Origin of the sequence: Kitasatospora atroaurantiaca (genome assembly GCF_007828955.1) — a bacterium.
Taxonomy (GTDB): Bacteria; Actinomycetota; Actinomycetes; order Streptomycetales; family Streptomycetaceae; genus Kitasatospora; species Kitasatospora atroaurantiaca.
The window spans coordinates 7,363,573-7,384,602 of the sequence record NZ_VIVR01000001.1; the positions used below are offsets into that span (position 1 = coordinate 7,363,573).

The 21,030-nt window shown below is 71.7% G+C and carries 19 protein-coding genes; 11 read left to right on the forward strand and 8 right to left on the reverse strand.

Features of this window, described 5'->3' with window-relative positions:
- The first annotated feature begins 88 nt into the window (after positions 1–88).
- From FB465_RS33000 to FB465_RS33020, 5 genes are all read left to right on the forward strand, one after another.
- The gene (locus FB465_RS33000; protein WP_145796500.1) at positions 89–622 is read left to right on the forward strand and encodes a GNAT family N-acetyltransferase; all 534 of its coding nucleotides are present in this window, start codon (positions 89–91) and stop codon (positions 620–622) included.
- Between the two features lie 147 nt (positions 623–769).
- Positions 770–1,765 carry an NAD-dependent epimerase/dehydratase family protein gene (locus tag FB465_RS33005; protein ID WP_145796501.1) on the forward strand — a complete coding sequence of 332 codons (996 nt, stop codon included), beginning with the start codon at positions 770–772 and terminating at the stop codon, positions 1,763–1,765.
- Positions 1,765–2,529 (forward strand): WecB/TagA/CpsF family glycosyltransferase, encoded by a 765-nt coding sequence (locus tag FB465_RS33010; RefSeq protein WP_211785912.1) that lies wholly within the window; start codon positions 1,765–1,767, stop codon positions 2,527–2,529. Before FB465_RS33005 ends, FB465_RS33010 begins: the two co-directional genes overlap by 1 nt.
- The gene (locus tag FB465_RS33015) at positions 2,526–3,671 is read left to right on the forward strand and encodes a glycosyltransferase family 4 protein (protein ID WP_145796505.1); all 1,146 of its coding nucleotides are present in this window, start codon (positions 2,526–2,528) and stop codon (positions 3,669–3,671) included. The genes FB465_RS33010 and FB465_RS33015 overlap by 4 nt, the downstream gene beginning before the upstream one ends.
- Before the next feature lie 66 nt (positions 3,672–3,737).
- On the forward strand, positions 3,738–4,631 hold the full coding sequence (locus FB465_RS33020; protein ID WP_145796506.1) for a glycosyltransferase family 2 protein: 894 nt from the start codon (positions 3,738–3,740) through the stop codon (positions 4,629–4,631).
- A 9-nt stretch (positions 4,632–4,640) separates the two neighbouring features.
- On the opposite strand, the gene FB465_RS33025 is transcribed toward FB465_RS33020, so the two are convergent.
- Positions 4,641–6,098, reverse strand: a complete 1,458-nt coding sequence (locus FB465_RS33025; RefSeq protein WP_170290745.1) for an oligosaccharide flippase family protein — start codon at positions 6,096–6,098, stop codon at positions 4,641–4,643.
- A gap of 32 nt (positions 6,099–6,130) precedes the next feature.
- Positions 6,131–6,772, reverse strand: coding sequence for a sugar transferase (locus FB465_RS33030; protein WP_281292371.1), 642 nt, complete (start codon positions 6,770–6,772; stop codon positions 6,131–6,133).
- 255 nt (positions 6,773–7,027) lie between these two features.
- Between FB465_RS33030 and FB465_RS33035 the strand changes: the two genes are divergently transcribed.
- The 3 genes from FB465_RS33035 (at position 7,028) to FB465_RS33045 (ending at position 11,626) form a co-directional block, all read left to right on the forward strand.
- Entirely contained in the window at positions 7,028–8,104 is a 1,077-nt protein-coding gene (locus FB465_RS33035) for an LCP family protein (RefSeq protein WP_145796511.1), read from the forward strand.
- Between the two features lie 160 nt (positions 8,105–8,264).
- Positions 8,265–11,063: a polysaccharide biosynthesis tyrosine autokinase gene (locus FB465_RS33040; protein WP_170290746.1), complete on the forward strand. Its 2,799-nt coding sequence runs from the start codon at positions 8,265–8,267 to the stop codon at positions 11,061–11,063.
- Complete coding sequence (locus tag FB465_RS33045) at positions 11,060–11,626, forward strand: arsenate reductase/protein-tyrosine-phosphatase family protein (RefSeq protein ID WP_145796515.1); 567 nt, start codon at positions 11,060–11,062, stop codon at positions 11,624–11,626. Before FB465_RS33040 ends, FB465_RS33045 begins: the two co-directional genes overlap by 4 nt.
- Here FB465_RS33045 and FB465_RS33050 read toward each other — a convergent pair.
- The 4 genes from FB465_RS33050 to FB465_RS33065 all read right to left on the reverse strand — a co-directional run bounded on the left by FB465_RS33050 (position 11,602) and on the right by FB465_RS33065 (position 14,974).
- The gene (locus tag FB465_RS33050) at positions 11,602–12,606 is read right to left on the reverse strand and encodes a polysaccharide deacetylase family protein (protein WP_246193025.1); all 1,005 of its coding nucleotides are present in this window, start codon (positions 12,604–12,606) and stop codon (positions 11,602–11,604) included. The two genes, FB465_RS33045 and FB465_RS33050, sit on opposite strands and share 25 nt — an antisense overlap.
- Positions 12,603–13,448 carry a CmcI family methyltransferase gene (locus tag FB465_RS33055; RefSeq protein WP_145796516.1) on the reverse strand — a complete coding sequence of 282 codons (846 nt, stop codon included), beginning with the start codon at positions 13,446–13,448 and terminating at the stop codon, positions 12,603–12,605. Before FB465_RS33055 ends, FB465_RS33050 begins: the two co-directional genes overlap by 4 nt.
- Positions 13,449–13,882: 434 nt before the next feature.
- Positions 13,883–14,275 (reverse strand): YkvA family protein, encoded by a 393-nt coding sequence (locus FB465_RS33060; RefSeq protein WP_145796518.1) that lies wholly within the window; start codon positions 14,273–14,275, stop codon positions 13,883–13,885.
- 159 nt (positions 14,276–14,434) lie between these two features.
- Positions 14,435–14,974, reverse strand: a complete 540-nt coding sequence (locus FB465_RS33065) for a hypothetical protein (protein WP_145796519.1) — start codon at positions 14,972–14,974, stop codon at positions 14,435–14,437.
- A gap of 136 nt (positions 14,975–15,110) precedes the next feature.
- On the opposite strand from FB465_RS33065, the gene FB465_RS33070 reads away from it, so the two are divergent.
- Entirely contained in the window at positions 15,111–15,353 is a 243-nt protein-coding gene (locus tag FB465_RS33070) for a hypothetical protein (protein WP_170290747.1), read from the forward strand.
- 87 nt (positions 15,354–15,440) lie between these two features.
- Here FB465_RS33070 and FB465_RS33075 read toward each other — a convergent pair whose 3' ends face one another.
- Positions 15,441–16,532, reverse strand: coding sequence for an NAD(P)H-dependent flavin oxidoreductase (locus tag FB465_RS33075; RefSeq protein ID WP_145796521.1), 1,092 nt, complete (start codon positions 16,530–16,532; stop codon positions 15,441–15,443).
- Positions 16,533–16,636: 104 nt separating this feature from the next.
- On the opposite strand from FB465_RS33075, the gene FB465_RS33080 reads away from it, so the two are divergent.
- Positions 16,637–17,233: a TetR/AcrR family transcriptional regulator gene (locus FB465_RS33080; protein ID WP_145796523.1), complete on the forward strand. Its 597-nt coding sequence runs from the start codon at positions 16,637–16,639 to the stop codon at positions 17,231–17,233.
- A gap of 72 nt (positions 17,234–17,305) precedes the next feature.
- The gene (locus tag FB465_RS33085; RefSeq protein WP_145796525.1) at positions 17,306–18,712 is read left to right on the forward strand and encodes an ATP-grasp domain-containing protein; all 1,407 of its coding nucleotides are present in this window, start codon (positions 17,306–17,308) and stop codon (positions 18,710–18,712) included.
- Here the strand turns inward: FB465_RS33085 and FB465_RS33090 are convergent.
- Positions 18,699–20,801 carry an amino acid adenylation domain-containing protein gene (locus FB465_RS33090; protein WP_170290748.1) on the reverse strand — a complete coding sequence of 701 codons (2,103 nt, stop codon included), beginning with the start codon at positions 20,799–20,801 and terminating at the stop codon, positions 18,699–18,701. The genes FB465_RS33085 and FB465_RS33090 overlap by 14 nt on opposite strands.
- Positions 20,802–21,030 lie beyond the last annotated feature (229 nt).

The window sequence follows — 21,030 nt, forward strand, 5'->3', positions numbered from 1 at the left end:
ACGTCGGGCGTGGTGGGCTGTGGCACGATGCAGGGCGGGGCCGGGCGGCGGCCCGTACCGGTGGTGGAGAAACGGAGAGGCCCACGTGGTGTCCGAGAGCCCTGAACTGAGCTTCCGTAAGGCCGTGGCGGATGACGTCCCCGCGCTGGTGGCGCTGGTGGAGTCCGCATACCGGGGCGAGGCCAGCCGGGCCGGGTGGACCACCGAGGCCGACCTGCTGGACGGGCAGCGTACCGACGCGAACGGCGTCGCGGAGGCGATCGCCGGCCCGGACGGCGTGGTCCTGGTGGCCGAGCGGGCGGGGGAGCTGCTCGCCTGCTGCCAGCTGGAGCGACGTGGGGCGGCCGCCTACTTCGGCATGTTCTCGGTGCGGCCGGAGCGCCAGGGTGGCGGGCTCGGGCGCGCGGTGCTCGCCCATGCCGAGCGTGTCGCGCGCGAGGAGTGGGGCGCCGCGGAGCTGGAGATGACGGTCATAGCCCAGCGCGAGGACCTGATCGCCTGGTACGAGCGGCGCGGCTTCCGCCGCACCGGCGTCTACTCGCCCTTCCCGTACGGTGACGAGCGCTTCGGCATCCCGCGGCGGCCGGACCTGCGCTTCGAGAAGCTCGCCAAGCTGCTCTGAGCGTGCGCTGAAGCGTGTAGCGCATCGACTGCGTTGGACCGAATGGATGGGCGCGCTCGCCCAGTGACTTGATGTGTCGCTCCACTGACCTGGCGTAACAGTACCTTTCAAGCGGTTTGTCCAGATTGCCGCGAAAGGAGCTGAGTCGTGCCTCAAATCGATGCTGTGGTGACCGGTGCTGGAGGGTTCATCGGGGGACATCTCACCCGGGCGCTCCTGGCCGAGGGCAAGTCCGTACGGGCGGTCGACCGCAAGCCGCTGAACGAGTGGTACCAGGCGCACCCCGAGGCGGAGAACCTCGTCCGCGACCTCTCGCTCCGCGAGCCCTGCACCGAGGTGCTCGACGGCGGTGCCGGTGAGGTCTACCACCTGGCCGCCGACATGGGCGGCATGGGCTTCATCGAGAGCAACAAGGCCGCCTGCATGCTCTCGGTGCTCTCCAGCACCCATATGCTGCTCGCGGCCCGCGACTGCGGCGTCGGCCGCTACTTCTACTCCTCCTCGGCCTGCGTGTACGCCGCCGAGAAGCAGACCGAGGCCGCCGTCCTCCCGCTGCGCGAGGAGGACGCCTACCCGGCCATGCCCGAGGACGGCTACGGCTGGGAGAAGCTCTTCAGCGAGCGGATGGCGCGGCACTTCCGCGAGGACCACGGTCTGGCGACGCGTTCCGCCCGCTACCACAACGTCTACGGGCCGTACGGCACCTGGGACGGCGGCCGCGAGAAGGCGCCCGCCGCCGCCTGCCGCAAGATCGCGACCGCCGTCCTGACCGGGGCGGACGAGATCGAGATCTGGGGCGACGGTGAGCAGACCCGCAGCTTCACCTACATCAACGACTGCGTCGCGGGCACCCTGCGCCTGACCCGCAGTGAGGTCACCGATCCCCTCAACATCGGCTCCGACCAGCTGGTCACCATCAACCAGCTCTACGCCCTGGTCGAGTCGGTCGCCGGCGTGACACTGAAGTACCGTCACATCCCTGGCCCGCTGGGCGTGCGCGGACGCAACAGCGACAACACCCGGATCGTCAAGGAGCTCGACTGGGCACCCTCGACGCCGCTCCTGGCAGGTCTGGAGCTCACCTACCGCTGGGTCCACGACCAGGTCAAGGCCAAGCTCGACGGCCGGCCCTACCAGCGTTGATGCCCGTACTCCCACGGGTCGACGTACTCGGCGTCGGGATCAGCGCGGTCAACCCCCGGCTGGCACTCGAGGAGATCACCCGCTGGATCGACGAGGGCCGGCCGGGCTACGTCTGCGTCACCGGCGTGCACGGGGTGATGGAGTGCCAGCGGGACCCGGAACTCCTGCGCATCCACAACGAGTCCGGGCTGACCGTTCCCGACGGCATGCCCATGGTCTGGGCCGGGCGCAGGGCCGGGGCCGAGCGGATGAGCAGGGTCCCCGGGCCCGGCCTGATGCTCGACGTCCTGTCCCGGGCCGCCGAGCGCGGCTGGAGCTCGTACCTCTACGGCGCGGGGGAGGGCGTCCCGGAGCTGCTCGGCGAGCGGCTGACGGGGCGCCTCCCGGGCCTGAAGATCGCCGGCGCCGAGTCGCCGCCGTTCCGCCCGCTCACGCCGCAGGAGGACGCCGAGGCCGTCGAGCGGATCAACGACAGCGGTGCGGACCTGGTCTGGGTCGGGCTGTCGACACCCAAGCAGGAGCGGTGGATGGCCGCGCACCGCGACCGGCTGGCCGCGCCCGTACTCCTCGGCGTCGGCGCGGCCTTCGACTTCCACGCCGGACTCAAGTCCCAGGCACCCCTGTGGATGCAGCAGCGCGGCCTGGAGTGGTCGTACCGCCTCGCCAAGGAGCCCCGCCGGCTGTGGCGGCGCTATCTGCGCAACAACCCGGCCTACCTGGCCCGGATCGCGCTCCGACCACCGAGGATGCGGGGAAGGGTATGACACCGCTGCGGATCGCGCTCGTGCACAGCTTCTACGCCTCCGGCCAGCCGAGCGGCGAGAACGAGGCGGTCCGGGACCAGGCCCGAGCCCTGCGCGAGTCAGGGCACGAGGTGGCCGTCGTGGCCGCCCGCACCGACGAGTTGGCCCGCTCCAGGCTCTACCCGCTGCGGGCCGCCGCGACCGTCGCGGCCGGCCGCGGGCGTACGCCGCTCGCCGAGCTGCGCGAGTTCGGTCCTGACCTGGTCCACGTCCACAACCTCTTCCCCAACTTCGCGCGCGGCTGGGTCCACGACTGGGACGGGCCGCTCGTCGCCACGCTCCACAACTACCGGCCGCTGTGCGCCGGTGCGACCCTCTACCGGGCCGGCACCGCCTGCACCAGCTGCCTGGACGGTGACCGCTGGGCCGGTCTGCGGCACGGCTGCTACCGCGAGTCCCGGCTCGCCACCGCACCGCTCGCCTGGGCCAACCGCAAGGGCCCGGCGGGCGATCCGCTGCTGAGCCGCGCCGACCGTCTCGTGATGCTCTCCGAGCTCAGTCTCCGCACCTACCTACGGGCCGGGATCCCCGCCCGACGCACCGCGCTGATCCCCAACTTCGTCGACGACCCGGGCGGCCCGGCCGAGCCAACCTCCTCGAGCGGACGCTGGGTCTTCGTCGGACGCCTCACCGCCGAGAAGGGCGCACTCGAGCTGCTCCGTCGCTGGCCGGCCGGCGAGCCTCTGGACATCGTCGGCGATGGTGAACTCCTGGACGACGCCCGCGCGGTGGCACCCCCGTCGGTACGCTTCCTCGGCCGCCTGGACCGCGCCGAGCTGCGCCGACGGCTGCCCTCCTGGCGCGGCCTGGTCTTTCCCAGCCGCTGCCTGGAGGGCGCCCCCCTCGTCCAGGTCGAGGCACTCGCAGCAGGGCTTCCCATCCTGGTCTTTGAAGGTTCGTCAGTCGCGGAGTCGGTCCGAGCGCGCGGCACGGGAGCGGTCGTCTCCTGGGCCGAACCCCTGCTGCCCGCCCTGCGCCAGGCCGCCGCACGGTTCCCCGGGCTTCGCTCCCACTGCCGCCGTGTCTTCGACGAGCACTTCACCGAACAGACCTGGGCGCGGAGCATCGACCGGCTCTACCGCGAGGTGCTGAGCACGATCTGACCGTCCATTCCCCGTTCCCGGCGGTCGCCCGGCGACCGCACCGCCGTCCGATCCCGGAGTAACCCCGTGTCCACCCCCCGCATCACCGTCCTGATGACCAGTCACAACCGGAGGGTGAAGACCCTCGCCGCACTCGCCTCCCTCCGACAACAGCGCGGGCTGTCGGACGGGACCTCGCTCTCGGTCCATCTGGTGGACGCGGGCAGCAGTGACGGTACGGCCGAGGCGGTCGCCGAGAACTTCCCCGAGGTCGAGGTGACCGTGGTCGGCACCGATGTCTTCTGGGGGGAGGGAATGCGCCTTGCCAGCCACCACAGCCGGGAGGCGGCCGGCTCCGCCTGGGACTATCAACTGTGGCTCAACGACGACGTGGAACTCGACGACGACGCCCTCTCCCAGCTGCTCGCCACGGAGGAGCAGGTCGGCGGCGAGGCCATCGTGGTCGGGGCCGTGCGCTCGCGGGACGGAGCGCGCACCACGTACTCGGGCAGGCGGCGCACTCTGCCGCGCTGGCATCCACGCTGGCACCACTTCTCACTGGTCGACCCCACGGGTAAGCCCGCGCTCTGCGACACCTGCAACGGCAACGTGCTGCTCGTCCCCCGCACGGTGCGCGGCCGGCTCGGCGACATCGACGCCAGGTTCAAGCACTCGATGGGCGACTTCGACTACGGGCTCAGGGCCCGGCGGGTCGGCATTCCCGTCTACGTCGCCCCGCGGCACGTCGGCGCCTGTGACAACAACCCGCCGGGCGTCGGCGCGATGGAGCCGGGCATCGGAGCGCGTGAGGCGCTGCGCAGGCTGGTGTCGCAGCGGGAGTTGCCGCCCCGTCAGTGGTGGGCCTACTGCGGCCGGCACCTGTGGCCCTGGGCGCCGCTGCTGATGATCGCACCGTACGTGAACACGGCCCTGCGGGCGGCGGTCCTGGCCCGTCGGCGCCGGAGCGCGGGCGACTCGTGACGGGCCCGTTCACCCGGTGACCAGCCCGCGCGAGACGGCCGCCGAGTAGAGCGGGAGCCGGCGGCGCGCCGCCACGCACACCAGGGCGACCGGCACCATGCCCAACATCCCGTGCAGGACCTGGGACAGCGGCCCGGTGCCGTAGCCCGCCGCCAGGTACCCGCTGCCGAACAGTGCCGCACCGACCGCCGCGTGGACGAGGTACGGCCGGACCAGTGACGGCAGCGGGCACAGCCCTGTGCGGTGCCATCGGACCAGCTGCGCCAGGTGGCCGACCCCGGCGGCTGCCGACATCGCCGCGGAGATGAGCGCCAGGCTGCGGGTCGTGGCCACCACGACCGCGACCAGGCCCACCGTGGCTGCCAGTACCAGCAGTTGGGTCCGCAACAGGCTGCCCAGTGCTCGGCCGATCTCGTCCGCGGCATAGCTGAACCCGCAGAGCAGCATCAGCGGTGCACCCAGGGCGAAGACGGTCACCAGCGCGCCCGCCCGCTCCCAGCCCGGCCCCATCAGGAGCTGCAGCGCGGCCGGGCCGACCCCCGCCATCATGCCGAAGGAGATGAAGGCGATCGCGGACGCGGCACTGAGCACATCGGGCAGGGCGTTGCCCAGCGTTCGTCCCTCGCCGTTGATACGGGCCAGGGAGGGCATGACGGCGCGGCGCAGGCTCTGGCAGAGCAGCGCGACCACCAGGCTCACCATGAGGTACGCGCGGGAGAACTGGCCCGCGGCGCCCGGGCCGAGGAAGCGGGCGACCGCCCAGAGGGAGACGTCGGTGGTGGTCACCTGGATCATTCCGTACCCCGCGAAGGCCCCGGAGAGCCCGAGCATGGCCCGGGCCGGTACGCGGGGCCCCTGCGGGACCGGGCAGCGGGCCAGCCGCAGCGCGGCGGCCGCGAGGGTGACCGTGGGCGCCACGACCTGCGCGATCACCAGGCCGTACGGGCTCCAGCCCATGGCGAGGAGCACGGCGCCGGTGGCCATGCCCACGAACTGGGCGGCCGTCTCGGTGAGGGCGCAGAAGCGGGCGTGGTCCAGGCGGCGCAGCGCGGCGACGGCCACCAGAGACGCGGGCTGGGTGAGGAAGTAGAGCCCGTAGAGCTGCACGAGCGGCTCCATCTCGGGCAGCCCCCACACCGTGACGGACAGCGGGGCCACCGCCTGGGTCGCCAGGCAGCAGAGCACGCCGCTCGCCACCGAGACGAGGTATGCGGTCCGTACCGTCTGCCGGGTCAGCTGCTCGGCCCGCAGCAGGTAGGTGGCCAGGCCGGCGCCGGCCACGTAGCCGAGAATCGTGGTGGCGGCGCCGGCGGCGGCGAAGGCTCCGAAGCTGTCGGGCAGCACCACCCGGGCGGTGTACGCCGTGTAGCAGATCTGGATGACGGTGGCGGCGATCGCCGAGGAGTAGTTCCAGACCAGCGCGACCAGCGTGGTGCGCGCCTCGGGTGCTGCGGTTCCGGTGGGCAAGGACTCTCCAGTTGTCAGTGCCTGGCCAGTTCTCAGTGCGCCCCGCGAGCGGTGAGAACCGCGAGGACCGTTCGGGCCAGGATGAGAAGGTCGAGGCGGAGAGAGCGGTTCGCGACATAGTGCAGGTCGAGCCGGAGCATCTCGTCCCAGGGCAGGTTCGACCGTCCGCTCACCTGCCACAGGCCGGTGATGCCGGGTGGCACCAGCAGCCGGTCCCTGGCCTCACCCTCGTAGTCGGAGTCCTCCACCAGCAGCGGGCGAGGTCCCACCAGGGACATCTCCCCGCGCAGGACGTTGATCAGCTGGGGGAGTTCGTCGAGGGAGAGACGGCGCAGGAAGCGGCCGACCGGGGTGATCCGCGGATCGTGCCGCAGCTTGAACAGGTGACGGCCGGCCTTGCTGTGCTTGGCCAGGGCGGCGCGTGCGGCATGGGCACCGGCGTACATGGTGCGGAACTTCAGTATGCAGAACGGCCTGCCGTGGTGGCCGGTGCGCATCTGGCGGTGCAGCACGGGCCCAGGTGAGGTGGTCCTGATGACGAGGTAGATGACGGCCATGAGCGGAAGAGCAAGAAGCAGCAGAAACGCGCCGACTGTCATATCGACAAGCCATTTGGCCCAGAGGCGTTTGGACGAGAGCCATTTGGGCGACGGACGCGTAACCGAGATCGTCACGTCCCACTCCTTTAGGAGGAAATTTTCTTCGTCAAGAGGTAAATCACAACGTGCCCGGAAATCACTCTCACACAGTGCCGAGGATCCTGCGGGCGCGCCACGCATCGTTTGCTCCACTCGGAGCGGCGCCGATCGGTGTGTGCGGCGGGATTGCTGACTGACCGAGCGGGAGATATCGCCCGTTCGGCAGGCAGGCGGGATTTACCGGATGGCGGAATTGCGAACGACATCGAGCTGGGAGGTCGGGACCCGACCATGACCGACGAATCGAAGCTGACCCTTCCGGCCGGCCCTGCCGTGAGGCCTGAAGGCCCCTCAGAGCCCCCGCCCCCGCTCTCGCCCCCGCCCGCGCCGAAGTCGCGGCGGCGCAAGGTGCTGCAGGTCCTGGCGCTGGCGGCCCTGCTGGTGCTGGTGGCAGTGTCGGCCCTGGGCTGGTGGGCGTACCGGCATCTGGACGGGAACATCCGGACCGACAGTGCGACGGAGAGGGCGCTCGCGGCCCAGGCCGGTGAGCGGCCGCCGGCGTCCGGCTCGGCCCAGAACATCCTGATCATGGGTTCGGACTACCGCCCCGAGCTGGGCAGCGCCCGCTCGGACACGGTGCTCCTGGTGCACGTGTCGGGGGACGACAGCAGGGCCCAGGTGATCAGCGTGCCAAGGGATCTGATGGTGTCGATCCCCAGCTGTCCCACGCCCGGCGGGGGCGCCAGCCGGGCGCAGTACTCGCAGTTCAACTGGAGCTTCGATCTCGGCGGGGCGGCCTGCACCATCCGTACGTTCGAGAAGCTCACGGACATCCGGGTCGATCACCACCTGGTCGTGGGCTTCGAGGGCTTCGCGAAGATCATCGACGCGGTCGGCGGGGTGGAGGTGGACCTGCCCAAAGCGGAGCGCGACCCCAACGTGGGTCTCGACCTCACCGCCGGGCACCACCTGCTGCACGGCACGGACGCGCTCGCCTACGTCCGGGCACGCGAGTACGTCGGGGACGGTAGTGACACCAACCGGATGAGCCGTCAGCAGCAGTTCCTCGGCCTGCTCTCCGCGAAGCTGCGCAGCAACGGCGTGCTGTTCAACCCCGCCCGGCTGTTCCCCGTTCTGGACGCGGCCACCTCCGCGCTCACCGCGGACTCCGGCCTGAACTCGCTCAGCAAGCTGTACGGACTGGTGGAGCGGCTCCGCGCGGTTCCCGACGGGAAGGTGGACTTCCGGACCGTTCCCCGGCAGCCCTATCCGGCCGATCCCGACCGCGATGTGCTGGAACAGCCCGCGGCCTCAGCGCTGTTCGCGGCCCTGCGAGAAGATCGCGATCTTCCGATCAAAGGACGGTGAATTCGTTTCGTGCGGTCGGTGTGGCGAATGACCAGGGGCGATGCGACGTGGAGATGATGGGGATGATTGCCGCTCCACCTTTCTCACTTCGCGGAGCCGGGCCCGGAAAATCCAGACTGCGTGCAAGCAGCGGTCCTTGTCAGAAGGCGTGAGGTCTCACATGGGTGAATCGCCACCGGTGCTGGGTGGGCGACCACGCCTGCTGCCGATCACCGTGGCGGCTTTCTGGATCCTTGTCGGCGGGAGCCTCGGCCGATTCGGGTTGAACGGCCCCGCCACCGTTCTGGTCTTCCTGGCCACGGCCATCGTGCTGCCGTGCGCCGCGGTCCGCAGGCCCGGCGAGGGCAGGACCGGTGGGGCGGGTACTCCCAGACTGCTGCGGGTGCCGCTGCCGATGCCCCTGTGGGCCTTCGCCGGCCTTGCCACCGTGTCGGCGGTCCAGCAGCGGACCGAAGCCGGGGTCCAGAACGCCCTGGTGTACCTGACCTTCGTCGCCGTGATGGCCATCGCCGCCGCCTGGACCTCACCGGGGTCGGCGATGCTGCTGCTGAGGTGGGTGCGCGCGGCCGCCGTGGTGGCGGCTGTCGGCTACCTGCTGTCGGTCGCGCTGGACGGTCCGGGAAACAGCAGCCTGTACCCCAAGCGGATTTTCGGTGAGGTCGTGTGGATCGGCATGGTCGCCGCCGTGCCGCTCGCCGGACGCTCACGATGGGGCTACGCGGCCCCCTTGTTGCTGATCACGGCCGATGTCCTGAGCCTGTCCCGCACCTCCGCCGTGGTATGTGCTCTGCTCTTCCTGGGGGTCGTCGCCAAGGGCCGCAGCCGCGGTGAACTCCGCCGCCTCGTCGTGCTGGCCTCGGTGGTCGTGGGCGGAACGTATGTGCTGATGACTCGGTTCCAGCCGCTACGGGACCGCTTCACCCAGAACGACAGCCGGACGGTCGCCGGGCTGCAGATCGGCACCTCGGGACGCTCGGACCTGTGGGCGGTGACCTGGGACTCCATCAAGGAGTCACCGTGGTTGGGCCATGGCATCGGAAGCGTGGAGCGCCTGCTGGCCGCCCTGGACGCCACGGAGACCCTGGGGCATCCCCACAACGACTACCTGAGACTGTGGAACGACCTCGGGCTGGTCGGTCTCGCCCTGTGGGTGGCGGCGATCCTCCTTCTCGGGCGCGACGCGTACCGCCGCCGCAGGGCCGCCACGGACAGCGCCGACTGGGCGATCCACCAGGCCGCACTGCTCGCCCTGATCGGGTTGAGCCTCAACGTGGTCACGTCCAACCTGCTGGTCTACGTCTTCGTGATGGTCCCGGTCGCGGTGGTCGTCGGCACCAGCATCGGTCAAGCCCGTGTGACTGATGGGGACGTCTCACCCGCTCGGCCTCAAGTGAGTCGCGGGGCTGCTGAGCTGAAGAATGCTCAAAAGTGCCTAAACTCGCCAAAAGCGACATATCACGCCCTGGTGCCGAGATCGGGGCACCTCGGATGCCACGATCGGAACAACCCGAAGGGGTTCACGTTGGATCTGCGCGGTTTTCTCAGGGTTCTCACCCGACGGTGGGTGTCCATCACCATGTTGACCGTGGCGGGCCTCGGCGCCGGGCTCGCTGTCACCGAGGTCTCCACTCCGCAGTACGAGGCGCGCAGTCAGATCTTCGTCTCCACCCGGGCCACCTCGGACATCGCGGAGCTGAACCAGGGGAGTGCCTTCTCCCAGGCGCGAGTGCAGTCCTACGCCGACATCGTGTCGAGCGCCCGCATCGTGGCGCCCGTCATCAACCGGCTCGGGCTCGACATGACACCGGATCAGTTGGCGAAGCGGATCAATGCCGGAGTCAAGCCCAACACCGTACTCATCGACATCGCGGTCACCGACACCGACGCCGTGCGCGCAGCGAAGATCGCCAACACCGTCGCCGACGAGGCCGGTGTGCAGATCGTCAGTCTGGAGACTCCGCCCGGGCAGTCGGCGCCGGTCCACATCGGCACCACGCGCAGCGCCTCGGCCCCGACCGCACCGCTGTCCCCGAGGCCGCTGCTGAACGCCGCGGCGGGGTTGTTCGCCGGGCTCATCGCCGGTGTCGCGCTCGCCGTGCTGCGCGACATCCTCGACACCACCTTGCGCACCAGCCACGCGCTGGCCGAGGCCACCGGGCTGCCGGTACTCGGGGCGGTGCCGTACGACAAGGACGCCCAGGACAGCCCGCTCGCCGTCGGCCCCGGCGCGCACAGCGCACGCGCAGAGGCGTTCCGGCTGGTCCGTACGAACCTGCAGTTCGCCCAGGTGGACCGCAGTCCGCGGGTGATCGTGGTGACCAGCCCGCTCCCCGGAGAGGGGAAGACCAACACCGCGGCGAATCTGGCGCTCTCCCTGACCGAGGCCGGCCGCAGCGTCTGCCTGGTCGACGCCGATCTGCGCAGCCCGAGTGTCGCCAAGACCTTCGGGCTCGTGCAGGACGCGGGACTGACCACCGTGCTGATCGGCACCGCGACGGTCGACGAGGTGCTGCAGCAGGGCGGTGAGGGCAAGCTGAGCGTGCTCACTTCGGGGCCCATCCCGCCCAACCCGGCGGAGATTCTGACCTCCGACCGGATGAGGCAGGTCCTGGAGGGCCTCGCCGAGGCCTTCGACGTCGTCGTCGTGGACAGCGCACCGCTGATGCCCGTGGCCGACACCGTGGGTCTGGCCCCGCTGGTGGACGGCGCCGTCCTGGTGGTGCGGGCCGGGCACACCCCGAGCGAGCGGGCGCAGGCGGCGGTCGCCGCCCTGCGCTCGGTGGGCGCGCCGGTACTCGGCGCCGTGCTGAGCATGGCCAAGCTGCACAACGAGGGCTACGGCTACGGCTACGGGTACGGCTACGGCGAGACGGCCGGAGCCTCGGAGATCGCACTGACGCCGTCCCAGAAGTCGGGCGAGGACAGCGAACTCGCCACCCAGCTCGGACTCACCAAGTGACCGGATTCGGGGTGCTGTTCGTCTGCACCGGGAACATGTACCGCTCGCCGATCGCCGAGCGGCTGCTCCCGGTGCACCTGGGCGAGGCCGGTATCGGCTTCCGGATCGGCAGCGCGGGGACACAGGCGCGTCCGGGGGCTCCGATGAGCCCCCGGACGGTGGACCTGGTGGAGGAACTGGGCGGCGAAGCAGGCGAGTTCGCGGCCAGGCGGCTGAGCGCCGAGCTGGTCGCCTCGGCGGACCTGGTGCTGGGGCTCGCCCGCGAACACCGTGAGGCCGCCGTGCGGCTGCACCCGGTGGCGCTGCGGCGCTGCTTCACGCTGGAGGAGTTCGTCCGCCTCGCGGGCACCGAGGACCTCGACGGCGGCCCCCGCGCCGCGGTGGCGCGAGCCGCCGCCTCACGCGGCAGGGCCCCGGCGGTGGCGGCGGAGGCCGACGACATCGAGGACCCGGACGGCCGGCCGCTGGAGGATCTGCGCGCCTGTGCCGTACGGATCGACCGGGCGCTGCGCCGGGCGGCGGCAGCGCTGACGGCCCGTCATGACCGGCTGCTGACCAGCTGACCCGCTCGCGCGACGGTCCTGGCCGCCCGGCGCGCGGCCCTGAACAGGGCCGGGTGCAGGCCGGAGAGAATGGTCTCCAGCCGGTCGGGGCTCGTGCGGGTGGACACCGCCAGCCGGTCGATCCGCAGCGGATGCCGGGCGCCCGGCGAGGCCAGTCGGTGGTTGTAGAGGAAGCCGGAGCGGTAGCCTGCCCGCGCGAGGAGGCGGTGGGCCCGGTCGTCGGTATTGCCGTTGGGATAGGCGAAGGACGTCGGCGGATGGCCGAGCAGCTGGGTCAGCCGCTCGTGGGCCTGCAGAACCTCGGTCCTGACCTGCTCGTCGTCGCAGCGGTCCAGGCATGGGTGGGTCAGGGTGTGGTTGCCGATGACGACACCACCCGCCTCTAGCTCCCGCAGCTCCGGGGTGGTGAGCTGATGCCTCCGCGGGGCGGGAACGGCGGCGCTCTCCCTCAACTCGGCCAGGGCGAGCTGCCGTTCGCGTTCGGAGAGCAGCTTGACGGTATGGACGGTGATCTCGGGCGCGGCGGGGGGAACCCGGTGAGTGCGGCCGCCGTGGCGCACAAGATGCTCGACCTCGTCCCACCAGAACGGCGAGTCGGTGCCGACGAGCCCGGGAATCACGAAGCAGACCGCCGGAATGCCGCGGGCCGCCAACAGCGGGAGAGCGTGGGAGTGCACGCTGCGGTCTCCGTCGTCGAAGGTGACGAGCACGCTGTACGGCGGCAGCGGGCGGCCGCCGTGCGCCGCCTCCTCGACCTGCTGCAGCGAGACGGGGACCGAGGACCGCTGCAGGCGGTCGAGGTGAGCCTCGAACGCCGTCGCGTCCTCGACCCCGTGGTAGCCGAGGACCGCGAGCCGGTCGCCGGACCGGCGGTGGAACCAGGCCTGGGCGGGGGATCGGCGCAGCACCGAGTCGGCGCCCTCCCAGGCGTCACAGCGCGCGTACCACCCGGCCAGCCTCGCCCTGATGGCCGGGTTCACGCCCGGACCAGGGCGGGGAAGGATGCGCCGATGCCGACCCCCGGGTACCAGTGGTCGCGCGGCTGCTCGTTGAAGAACAGGAATTCCCGCCCCTGCTCCTCGGCCCAGCGGGACAGCTCGGGCCAGCAGTAGGCCTTGGTGGCCAGTACCACCGCGCCCGGGGACAGCAGAGGTGTGGCGGCGGCGAGTTCGGCACGCTCGTGCTCCGCGGTGTGGCCGGTGTCCGCGAAGAGGAGATCGATCGGATCCTGGCGGACGGCCGGGCCGGCCAGGAACTCCAGCGAGTCGCTCACCACGTGGTCGACCACCTTGTCGTACGGAGGAATGATCAGCTCGCCCGACCGGTCGTCGATGTCCGCCGTCGCCAGCCGGCCGGTCCCGTTCCGCAGCAGGGCGGCGGCGATCACCACGCTGCCCATGCCGCGGTTGGTGCCGGTCTCGACCACGAACCGGGGCTTGAGCGCACGCACCATGGCGTACCAGCCGATCCGCCGGCCGTAGCGGATGACCGGGTCGGTGGTGGCACGGCGGTCGCTGCGGGCCAGTCCGGCGCCGAGGACCCGGCGCAGCTCGGCGTCCTCCTGGGCCTCGGCCAGATAGCCGCGGACGGCGTCCACCCTGCTTCCCGTCACGGTCGCGACGAACCAAGCCAGGTGTTCGAGATTGTGCGGTTCGAGGTCGTAGGTGTAGTGGACGTGCTCCCTTGAGCGGACCAGCCAGGCGGCGGACTTCTTCACCGACTGGGCATTGTGCCGGGTCACGTCCGCGAGGCGGATGGGGAAGGTGGCAAGGGGAGCGAGCGGACTGGCGGCAATTCGCCGGGTCAGCGGATTGTGCTGCATGACTGCTCCTAACGTGTCTTCTCCCGCGCGAACGCTGGATTTCTGACGTCCTGTTCGCGATGTTTATGGCAATTTAGCCAGTATGGAATGAAAGTCCCCGGGCGACACGCCACCTGGCACGGCGGACCAAGGGTTCTCCCGGTAGCGGGTGACGGTGGTGCAGAACGCCATCGACACGGCGGCGCTGGACGAGGCCCATCGCAAGATGACCGAACGTCAAATCATCGAAGTCCAGGCCGAGTACGGGCTGACACTCGGCCGGACGGGACTGTTCTCGGGCCCTGAGCGCCCGCAAGCGCATCCCGTCCCGGAGGCCGGTCGTCACCTGCGGTGGATCGCCACGACGAGCAGTGGCTCCGGCCCCGCAGCCCGGCGGTCCTGGCGGCACGTGCAGTCCTGCGCCAGTGCCGACGCGGGGGCGGGGCCGGTGGCGATCAGCGCCCCGGGTCGGCCTCGGCCTCGGCGCGTGACCACTGGACGTAGCGGCCGGACTCCCGGGTGAGGCCGGTCAGGAACCACAGCAGCACCGCAGTGTCGTCCGTCCAGCCGAGGACGGGGATGACGTCCGGGACGGCGTCGATCGGGCTGAGCACGTAGAGCATGGCCAGCACCAGCAGGGCGGCCAGCTTCCCTCGCTTCACGCCGGGGTACCGGTGGCGCAGGACGTCGCGCAGCAGGCGGGGCAGCGCGACCACCCTGGCGCCGAGGCCGGGCGCGCCGGGGCGGCGGGTCTCGCGGTAGAGACCCCACGCGGACCTGCTGACGGCGGCCCGGTCGAGTCCGCGCAGGCGGCGTCCGGGCCGCTCGGCGGGTACGGGCTTGGTCATGGCGGCCGTCCTCTCTCGACCCGCTGCGGCTCCGTCGGGGCAGTACAGGTTGCACATGCCTCAGGGCCGCCGCGGTCACCCCGCCACGGTACGCGACGCCTGACCCGTGGTGGGGCTCCCTTTCCGCGGCCCGGGGGAGCCGGGGAGCCCCACTTGCCGTTACTCGCCGTACAGGCTGCGGCAGATCCTCGCCTGGTCCGATCCGGGCGGCCACTCCCCGAGGCGTTCGGCCTCGGCGCACACCTTCAGGGAGGAGATCACGTCGGGCGAGGCACCCGGCTGCTGCTGCGGAGCGGCGGCAGGCGGCGTACGGTGCGACTTCGCCGGCCGCGGCCGACTGCTCTCGCGTGGCATCGGCGCCGGGCTCCCCGGCGCGTCCGGCTCGGCGGAGGCCGAGGCGCTCGGCGAGGGCGACGGTGACGGTGACGGGGACAACGACGGCTCCGGGCTCGCGGAGGTAGGGCTCTCGGCCGGTGCGGGCTCGACGACCAGTGCGCCCGTGGGCTCGGTGGACGCGTCGCAGGTGGCCAGCAGCCCGCCCAGCAACAGCGCCCCGCCCAGAATCGTCGCCGCGACGGCCCCCCGGCGGGTCCGGCGGCGCGGTGGGGGCGGCGGTGCCACCGGCGGCTCCCAGGGCGGGGGCGGGGGCGGCTGCTGCTCCCACCCGTACTGCCACGGGGCCTGCCACTGCTCGTCCACGTTCGTCCTCCCGCACGCTCCGGGCCCGCACAGGCGGGCGGGCCGCCGTGCTCAACGAGCCACGACGGCACCGCGGAACGCCTCCGCATGGCCGTCGTGGCGTGCGTGGAGCCGGTGACCGACACATGCTGAGGGCATGGACACCAACACGGACAGCAACGCCGCCGAGAAGCCCCTGGTCGAGGTCGCCGAGTTCCGCACCGACAGCCGCTACCGTCTGGTGCACTTCAAGGGCGCGGGCTGGGAGCCGCTCGCCCCCGAGGAGTTCGAGCCCCGGATCAAGCAGCTCTTCCCCGACCTCGACCCGCACGACCCCGTCCGGGTGCATTGGGCCGACCGCCCCTGGGAGTGGCCCGCCTGGCATCCCGGCGAGGCCTGACGGGCCGTCGGGTGTCGGCCAGTGACCCGTCAGACCGTCGTCAGGACCTCAGATCGGCCAGTGACCCGTCAGACCGTCGTCAGGACCTCAGAGCCGCCGCCCGAGCAGCAGCCCGGCCTCGGTCAGTACCGTGTCCAGGTACACGTGGGCCGGTCCGCCGAGGGCGAGCGGAGCGGCCTGCCCGGACCACAGATTGAGGTGGTCCGCCCGTCCCTGGGCGGCCGCGGCCGCTCGGGTCGGTTGCATCAGGGCGTTCTGGACGGGGTACGGCGGCACCTGGTCCTCGAACTCCGCGTACTCGCGAACGAAGCGGTTCGGAATACCTCGGGCATGCCGCCCGGAGAACAGCCTGGTCAGGACGGTGGTCCGGGCCTCCGGCCCCAGCAGGGCCTGCCTGTGGGGCTCGGTGGCGCCGGACTCCTCGGTGGCCAGGAAGGCCGTGCCGATCTGCACGGCCTCCGCCCCGAGCAGCAGGGCGGCCGCGATGCCGCGCCCGTCGGCGATCCCGCCCGCGGCGACGACCGGCACGGAGACCGCGTCGGCCACCTGCGGCACCAGGGCGAAGGTGCCGACCAGCGATTCGTGTACGGGCTTCAGGAAGGCACCCCGATGTCCGCCGGCGTCGCTGCCGGAGGCCACCACGACGTCGAATCCGGCGGCCTCCAGGGCCTCGGCCTCGGCGACCGTGGTCGCGGTCCCGATCAGGACGATCTCGCGTCGGCGGGCCTCGGTGAACACCCGGCGGGGCGGAATGCCCATCACGAAGCTGATCGCCGGGGGAGCGGCCTCGAGCAGCGCGTCGAGCTGATCGTCGAAGTCGGGCCGGTCGGTGAAGGCCGTGGGTTCGGGCAGCTCAAGGCCGAGCTCCTCGTACGCGGGCCGAAGCCGTTCCAGGTGGCCGGCCAACTCGTCCTGACCGGGGCGGAGTTCGGCCTCGCCGGGCAGCGGCACCCAGAGGTTCACGGCGAAAGACCGGCCGGTGGCGGCGCGGAGCTCCTTGACCAGCCCCGGAATGGCCTCGGCGGCGAGGTGGTGTGCGCCGTACGAGCCGAGCCCGCCGGCCTCCGAGACGGCGGCGGCAAGGGCCACGGAGGAGAGGCCGCCGCCGAACGGCCCCTGCACGACGGGGTGGTCGAGGCCCAGCAGTGCGCTTAACCGGCCTGCGGAACGTGTGCTCATCGCGATGCTCTCCCTGCTTCGACAACAGCTGGCCCGACCGACTCTAGACGACCGGTCAACTAAAACGCCAGGATCGGATAGTTGACCGCTCGTATACTCTGCGCATGGGACGCACCAGCACCGCCCGCGAACGACTTCTCGAGGCCACCTGCGAGCTCCTGGGGACCCGGGGCTACTCGGCCGTCGGCGTGGCCGAGATCTGCGCCCGGGCCGATGTCCGCAAGGGCAGCTTCTACCACTTCTTCGACTCCAAACAGGCGCTCACCCTGGCGGCCGTCGACTCGCACTGGACTACCCAGCGCACGCACTGGAACCACGTCCTCTCAGCCGCCGACACGCCGCCGCTCGCCCGGCTGCGCCGACTCCTGGACGACCAGGCCGAGGCGCAGCGCCGGGCCAAGCGGGAGACCGACGCCGTGCACGGCTGTCTGTTCGGCAACCTGGCACTTGAGCTGAGCAATCAGGAGTGGGTCGTCCAGTCGCGCCTGGCGGAGATCTTCGATGAGCAGATCGCCATGGTGCAGCTGGTGCTCGCCGAGGCGGCCGCCGAGGGCGCCGTCGCGGCGGACCGGGCCGGGCGGGTCACGGCGCGGGCGGTGCTCGCCCAACTGGAGGGCATCGTCATGCTCGCCAAACTCGGCAACAACCCCGCCGTGCTGGACGACCTCTGGGCCACCGTGCGCCTGCTGATCGGCTGCTGACCGGCCTTCCGGTACCCAGCCGGACCGAGCGAAGAGGCCCCGGCCCGGCGACGGGGATCGTACGCTCGGACGATGCGAGCAGCAGCACCGTGGCAGGAGGCCTGGACGGGTGGCCGGCGGGCCGTCCAGATCGGAAACGTGGCCGACTTCAACGCCCAGTTCCTGCCCGGTGTACGGACCATGCGCCGCACCGCTCTCCCGCAGCCCCCCGAGGCGCGGCGGCAGGGCCACCACTACTCCTGCCTGGCCGCCTTCTACACCCCGCACCCGGCCGTGCTGGTGCTGCCGCACCAGGTGGACTCATCCTGGATCACCACCCTGGAACGGGAGTTGGAGTGGGATCCGGTGGAGACGCACAGCGGCATCGCCACCCACTCGACCGTGGCCGAGGCGCTCGCGGCACGGCCCGCGCTGCGCGAGAGGATCGCCGGAGCCGGGCTGCCCGTCAAGGCCTGGGGCCGTACGGACGGGCCGGGCGAGATCCTGCGGGCCGTCCACCGCTTCGAGTCCAAGGCCGAGTCGCACGCGCTGTTCGAGCGCATCGGAGCCGGTCACCCCGGGGTCAGGATCCCCGCCCAGCAGCAGGCCGACTCGCCGCGCCGCCTCGCCCGGGTGCTCGCCGACCGGGCGGCCCGGGGCGAGACCACGGTGCTCAAGGCACACCACGGTGTCGGCGGCTTCGGCACGGCCGTCCTGACACCCGACGAGGTCGCGGCCGCGGGCGGAGCCGGGGCTCTGCTGCGGCAGCTGACGGCCGAACAGGTGATGCCCGCCGGGGCCGGTCTGCTGATCGAGGAGTACATCGACGGCCAGGGCCGGCTGCGCAATCTCACCTTTGACGCCGTCATCGCCGACGACGGCACCGTGCACCCCGTCGGAGTGGCGGTGATGCACGTCGAGGGGACCAGCTATCAGGGCGCCACCGTCGGCCCGGGCACCGTGCCGGACCCGCTCGCCGCCACCGCCGCCCGCTTCGGGTGCGAGGTCGGCCAGGCGCTGGCCGACGCGGGGTACCGGGGCTGGTACGACATCGACTTCGTGACCGATCGCGCGGGCAGGCTCGCCCCGACCGAGACCAACCTCCGTCTCACCGGCCCTGCCGTGGCGTTCATGCTGCAGGCCCGCCTCGACGCGGTGCGCGGCGGCCCCGGCCACCTCGTCCGCACCCTCGACCACCTGCCGCTGGGCGCCCGGCTGCCGCAGCAGACGCTGCTCGAGCACCTGCAACGGACGGCGGGGCGGTGCGCCGCGCTCGGCGTCACGCTTCTGCCGACCATCCCGACCGCGAGCTTCGACCCGCGGCCGTCGGTGGGCATCGCGCTCTGCGCCCGCACGGCGGACGTCCCGGAATCCACCCGGGCGTTGACGGCCGCCGAGGCACTGACCGCGGCGGAGGCCCTGGTCCGGGCCGCCAATCTGGCGCTGGGCGACGCGTTCGACGGCCTCGGAGCACCGGCCGAGCCCGTCAGCCCTCCGTGACCGCCGAGCGGGGCGGCTGCCAGGCCAGGAAGCGGACCACCACCACCGCCGCGATGATCAGCGTGACGTTGAAGCCGTAGACCAGCGCCACCTGCCGGGGCCAGTCGGCGTGTCGGCTGACGCGGTACCAGTTGTCCTGCGGCCACCAGGCCCCGAGCAGCCAGGCCACCGCGAGGAGCGTACGGCTCGTCAGACCGGTGGGGCGGGCGTGCCGGTCGAGGATCCGCCGCCCCAGGAACAGGAAGGCCATGCCCGCGCCGAAGCTCAGCCACTCGCAGATGTACAGCAGCCGGAGCAGTCCCGCCCATGGCGACGGCACCGCGGAGACCTCCGTGGAGCCGCGCCAGAACACCTCCGTGAGGGCCGAGGCGAGGACGCCGAAGGTGATCGTCAGCACTGCCCACAGCGTCCCCCGCGGAACCTCCGAGCCACCGGACCCGGCCCGGTAGCCGCCCGCCTCTGCGCCGCCGGGCCTGGCGGCCTTGCCCGAGAACGACTCGCCGTGGCCGCGCGGGGCGGGCAGCGGCAGACCGGGACGGTCCAGCTTGCCCGCGCGGGTGCGGGGGAGCGCCTGCAGGGGGACCACCGCCTCAGGCACCAGGCTCTCCGGCAGCTGCTCGGACAGGTACGAGCGCAGCGTCCAGGGATCGGCCGTCCCGCCTTCGGCCGCGACCGCATAGGCCACCAGCCGGGTCCGGCCCGGAGCTGTCTCGACCTTGGCGACCGCGCTCTCCTGGACGGACGGGTGACCGCGCAGGACCGCCTCGACCTCGGCCATCGCCGCGACCTCCTTGGCGTCAGGAGGACCGGCGGGGGAGGACCGGCCGATGTATTCGAGCAGCCCGTCCGGCCGCAGCCGCCCGATGTCCCCCGTGCGGTAGATCCGCCCGTCCTCGTCCACCTCGGTGGGCCGGAAGCGCTCGGCGGTCAGCTCGGGGCGGTGCAGATACCCCCGGCCGAGACCGGGGCCGGCCAGACAGATCTCGCCCGGTTCACCCGTCGGCACCGGCCTGCCGGCCTGGTCGAGCAGGTGGACCCGAGTCCCGGGAAAGGGCTGCCCGATCAGCGAGATCCGCTCGGCGTGCTCGGGCGCGTCGGCCAGAGTGGTGGTGTCGAAGTACGTGCTGTCGACGGTCGCCTCCGCGACTCCGTACACGTTGATGTGGCGCACCCCGGGGCCGAGGTAGCGCTGCAGTCGCAACTGCTCGTCGAGGTACCACTTCTCGGCGCCCACCGACAGCAGTCGGACGGTGCCCAACTCCAGCCCGCGCGGCTGGATATGGGCGAACAGCCGGCGCAGCGTGTGGACGTTGGTCTCCATCACCGTGATGCCCTCGCGGAGCACCAGATCGTGCAGCTCGGAGACCTCGGCCGTGTGGTCCAGGGTGAAGTTCCGCTCTGCCATCACCAGCGTGCCGCCGGTGCACAGGGCGCGGATCCAGTCGGCGGAGAAGACGTCGAATTCCAGCGTCGCCGTCTGCAGGAAGCGGTCGGCGGGGGAGAGCTGGTAGACGGACTGCCAACCCCGGTACGCGTGCAGCAGATTGCGGTGCTCGATCAGCGCGCCCTTGGGCTTGCCCGTCGACCCCGAGGTGTAGAAGACGCAGGCGAGGTCGGTCGGTTGGACCTCGACGCCGAGCGGGCCCGGACCGGACGGCTGCGCGGCGATCGCCTCGGCGGCCGTGTCCAGACAGAGCACGGCGCGCCCGGTGGCGTCGGCCAGCCTGACCCGGTGGACCTCCTGGGTAATGACCACCAGCGGGTCGGCCTCCGAGAGAATATGACGGATGGTCATATCGGGACCGCTCGGCTCCAGCGGTACGTACGCGGCACCCGTCTTGAGGACCGCGAGCACGGCCGTCAGCAGCTCCGGGCCCCGTCCGAGGGCGACCGCCGCCAGCCCGCCCCGGCCCAGCCCGAGCTCGGCGAGATGGCGGGCCAATCGGCTGGCCCCGGCGTCGAGTTCGCCGTACGTGAGGCGGGCCTCGCCGCACACCACGGCCGGTGCCTCGGGCGCTCGGTGCGCCTGCTCCCCGAAGAGCTGATGGATGGCCTTCGCCTCGGCGATCGATTCGATCTCGCTGCTCATCGGGCGTCCCCTCCCTCGCGGCGGCACGGTCCAGATCATGCCCGCCCCCACTGACAGTGTGCCGGTCCGTCGCGGGGGTGATCCGGCTCGGGAGCAAGGTAGTTGCAGAGCTGTCACCGGTTCGGGACCGAAGCATCGCCCATGCGGCCGCGCTCGCATCCGGCGCCGATCCTGGCGCTCCTCATGGTCGGTTCCGGCCGATTGTTGAAAAGGCGTCAAAAGTTAACCG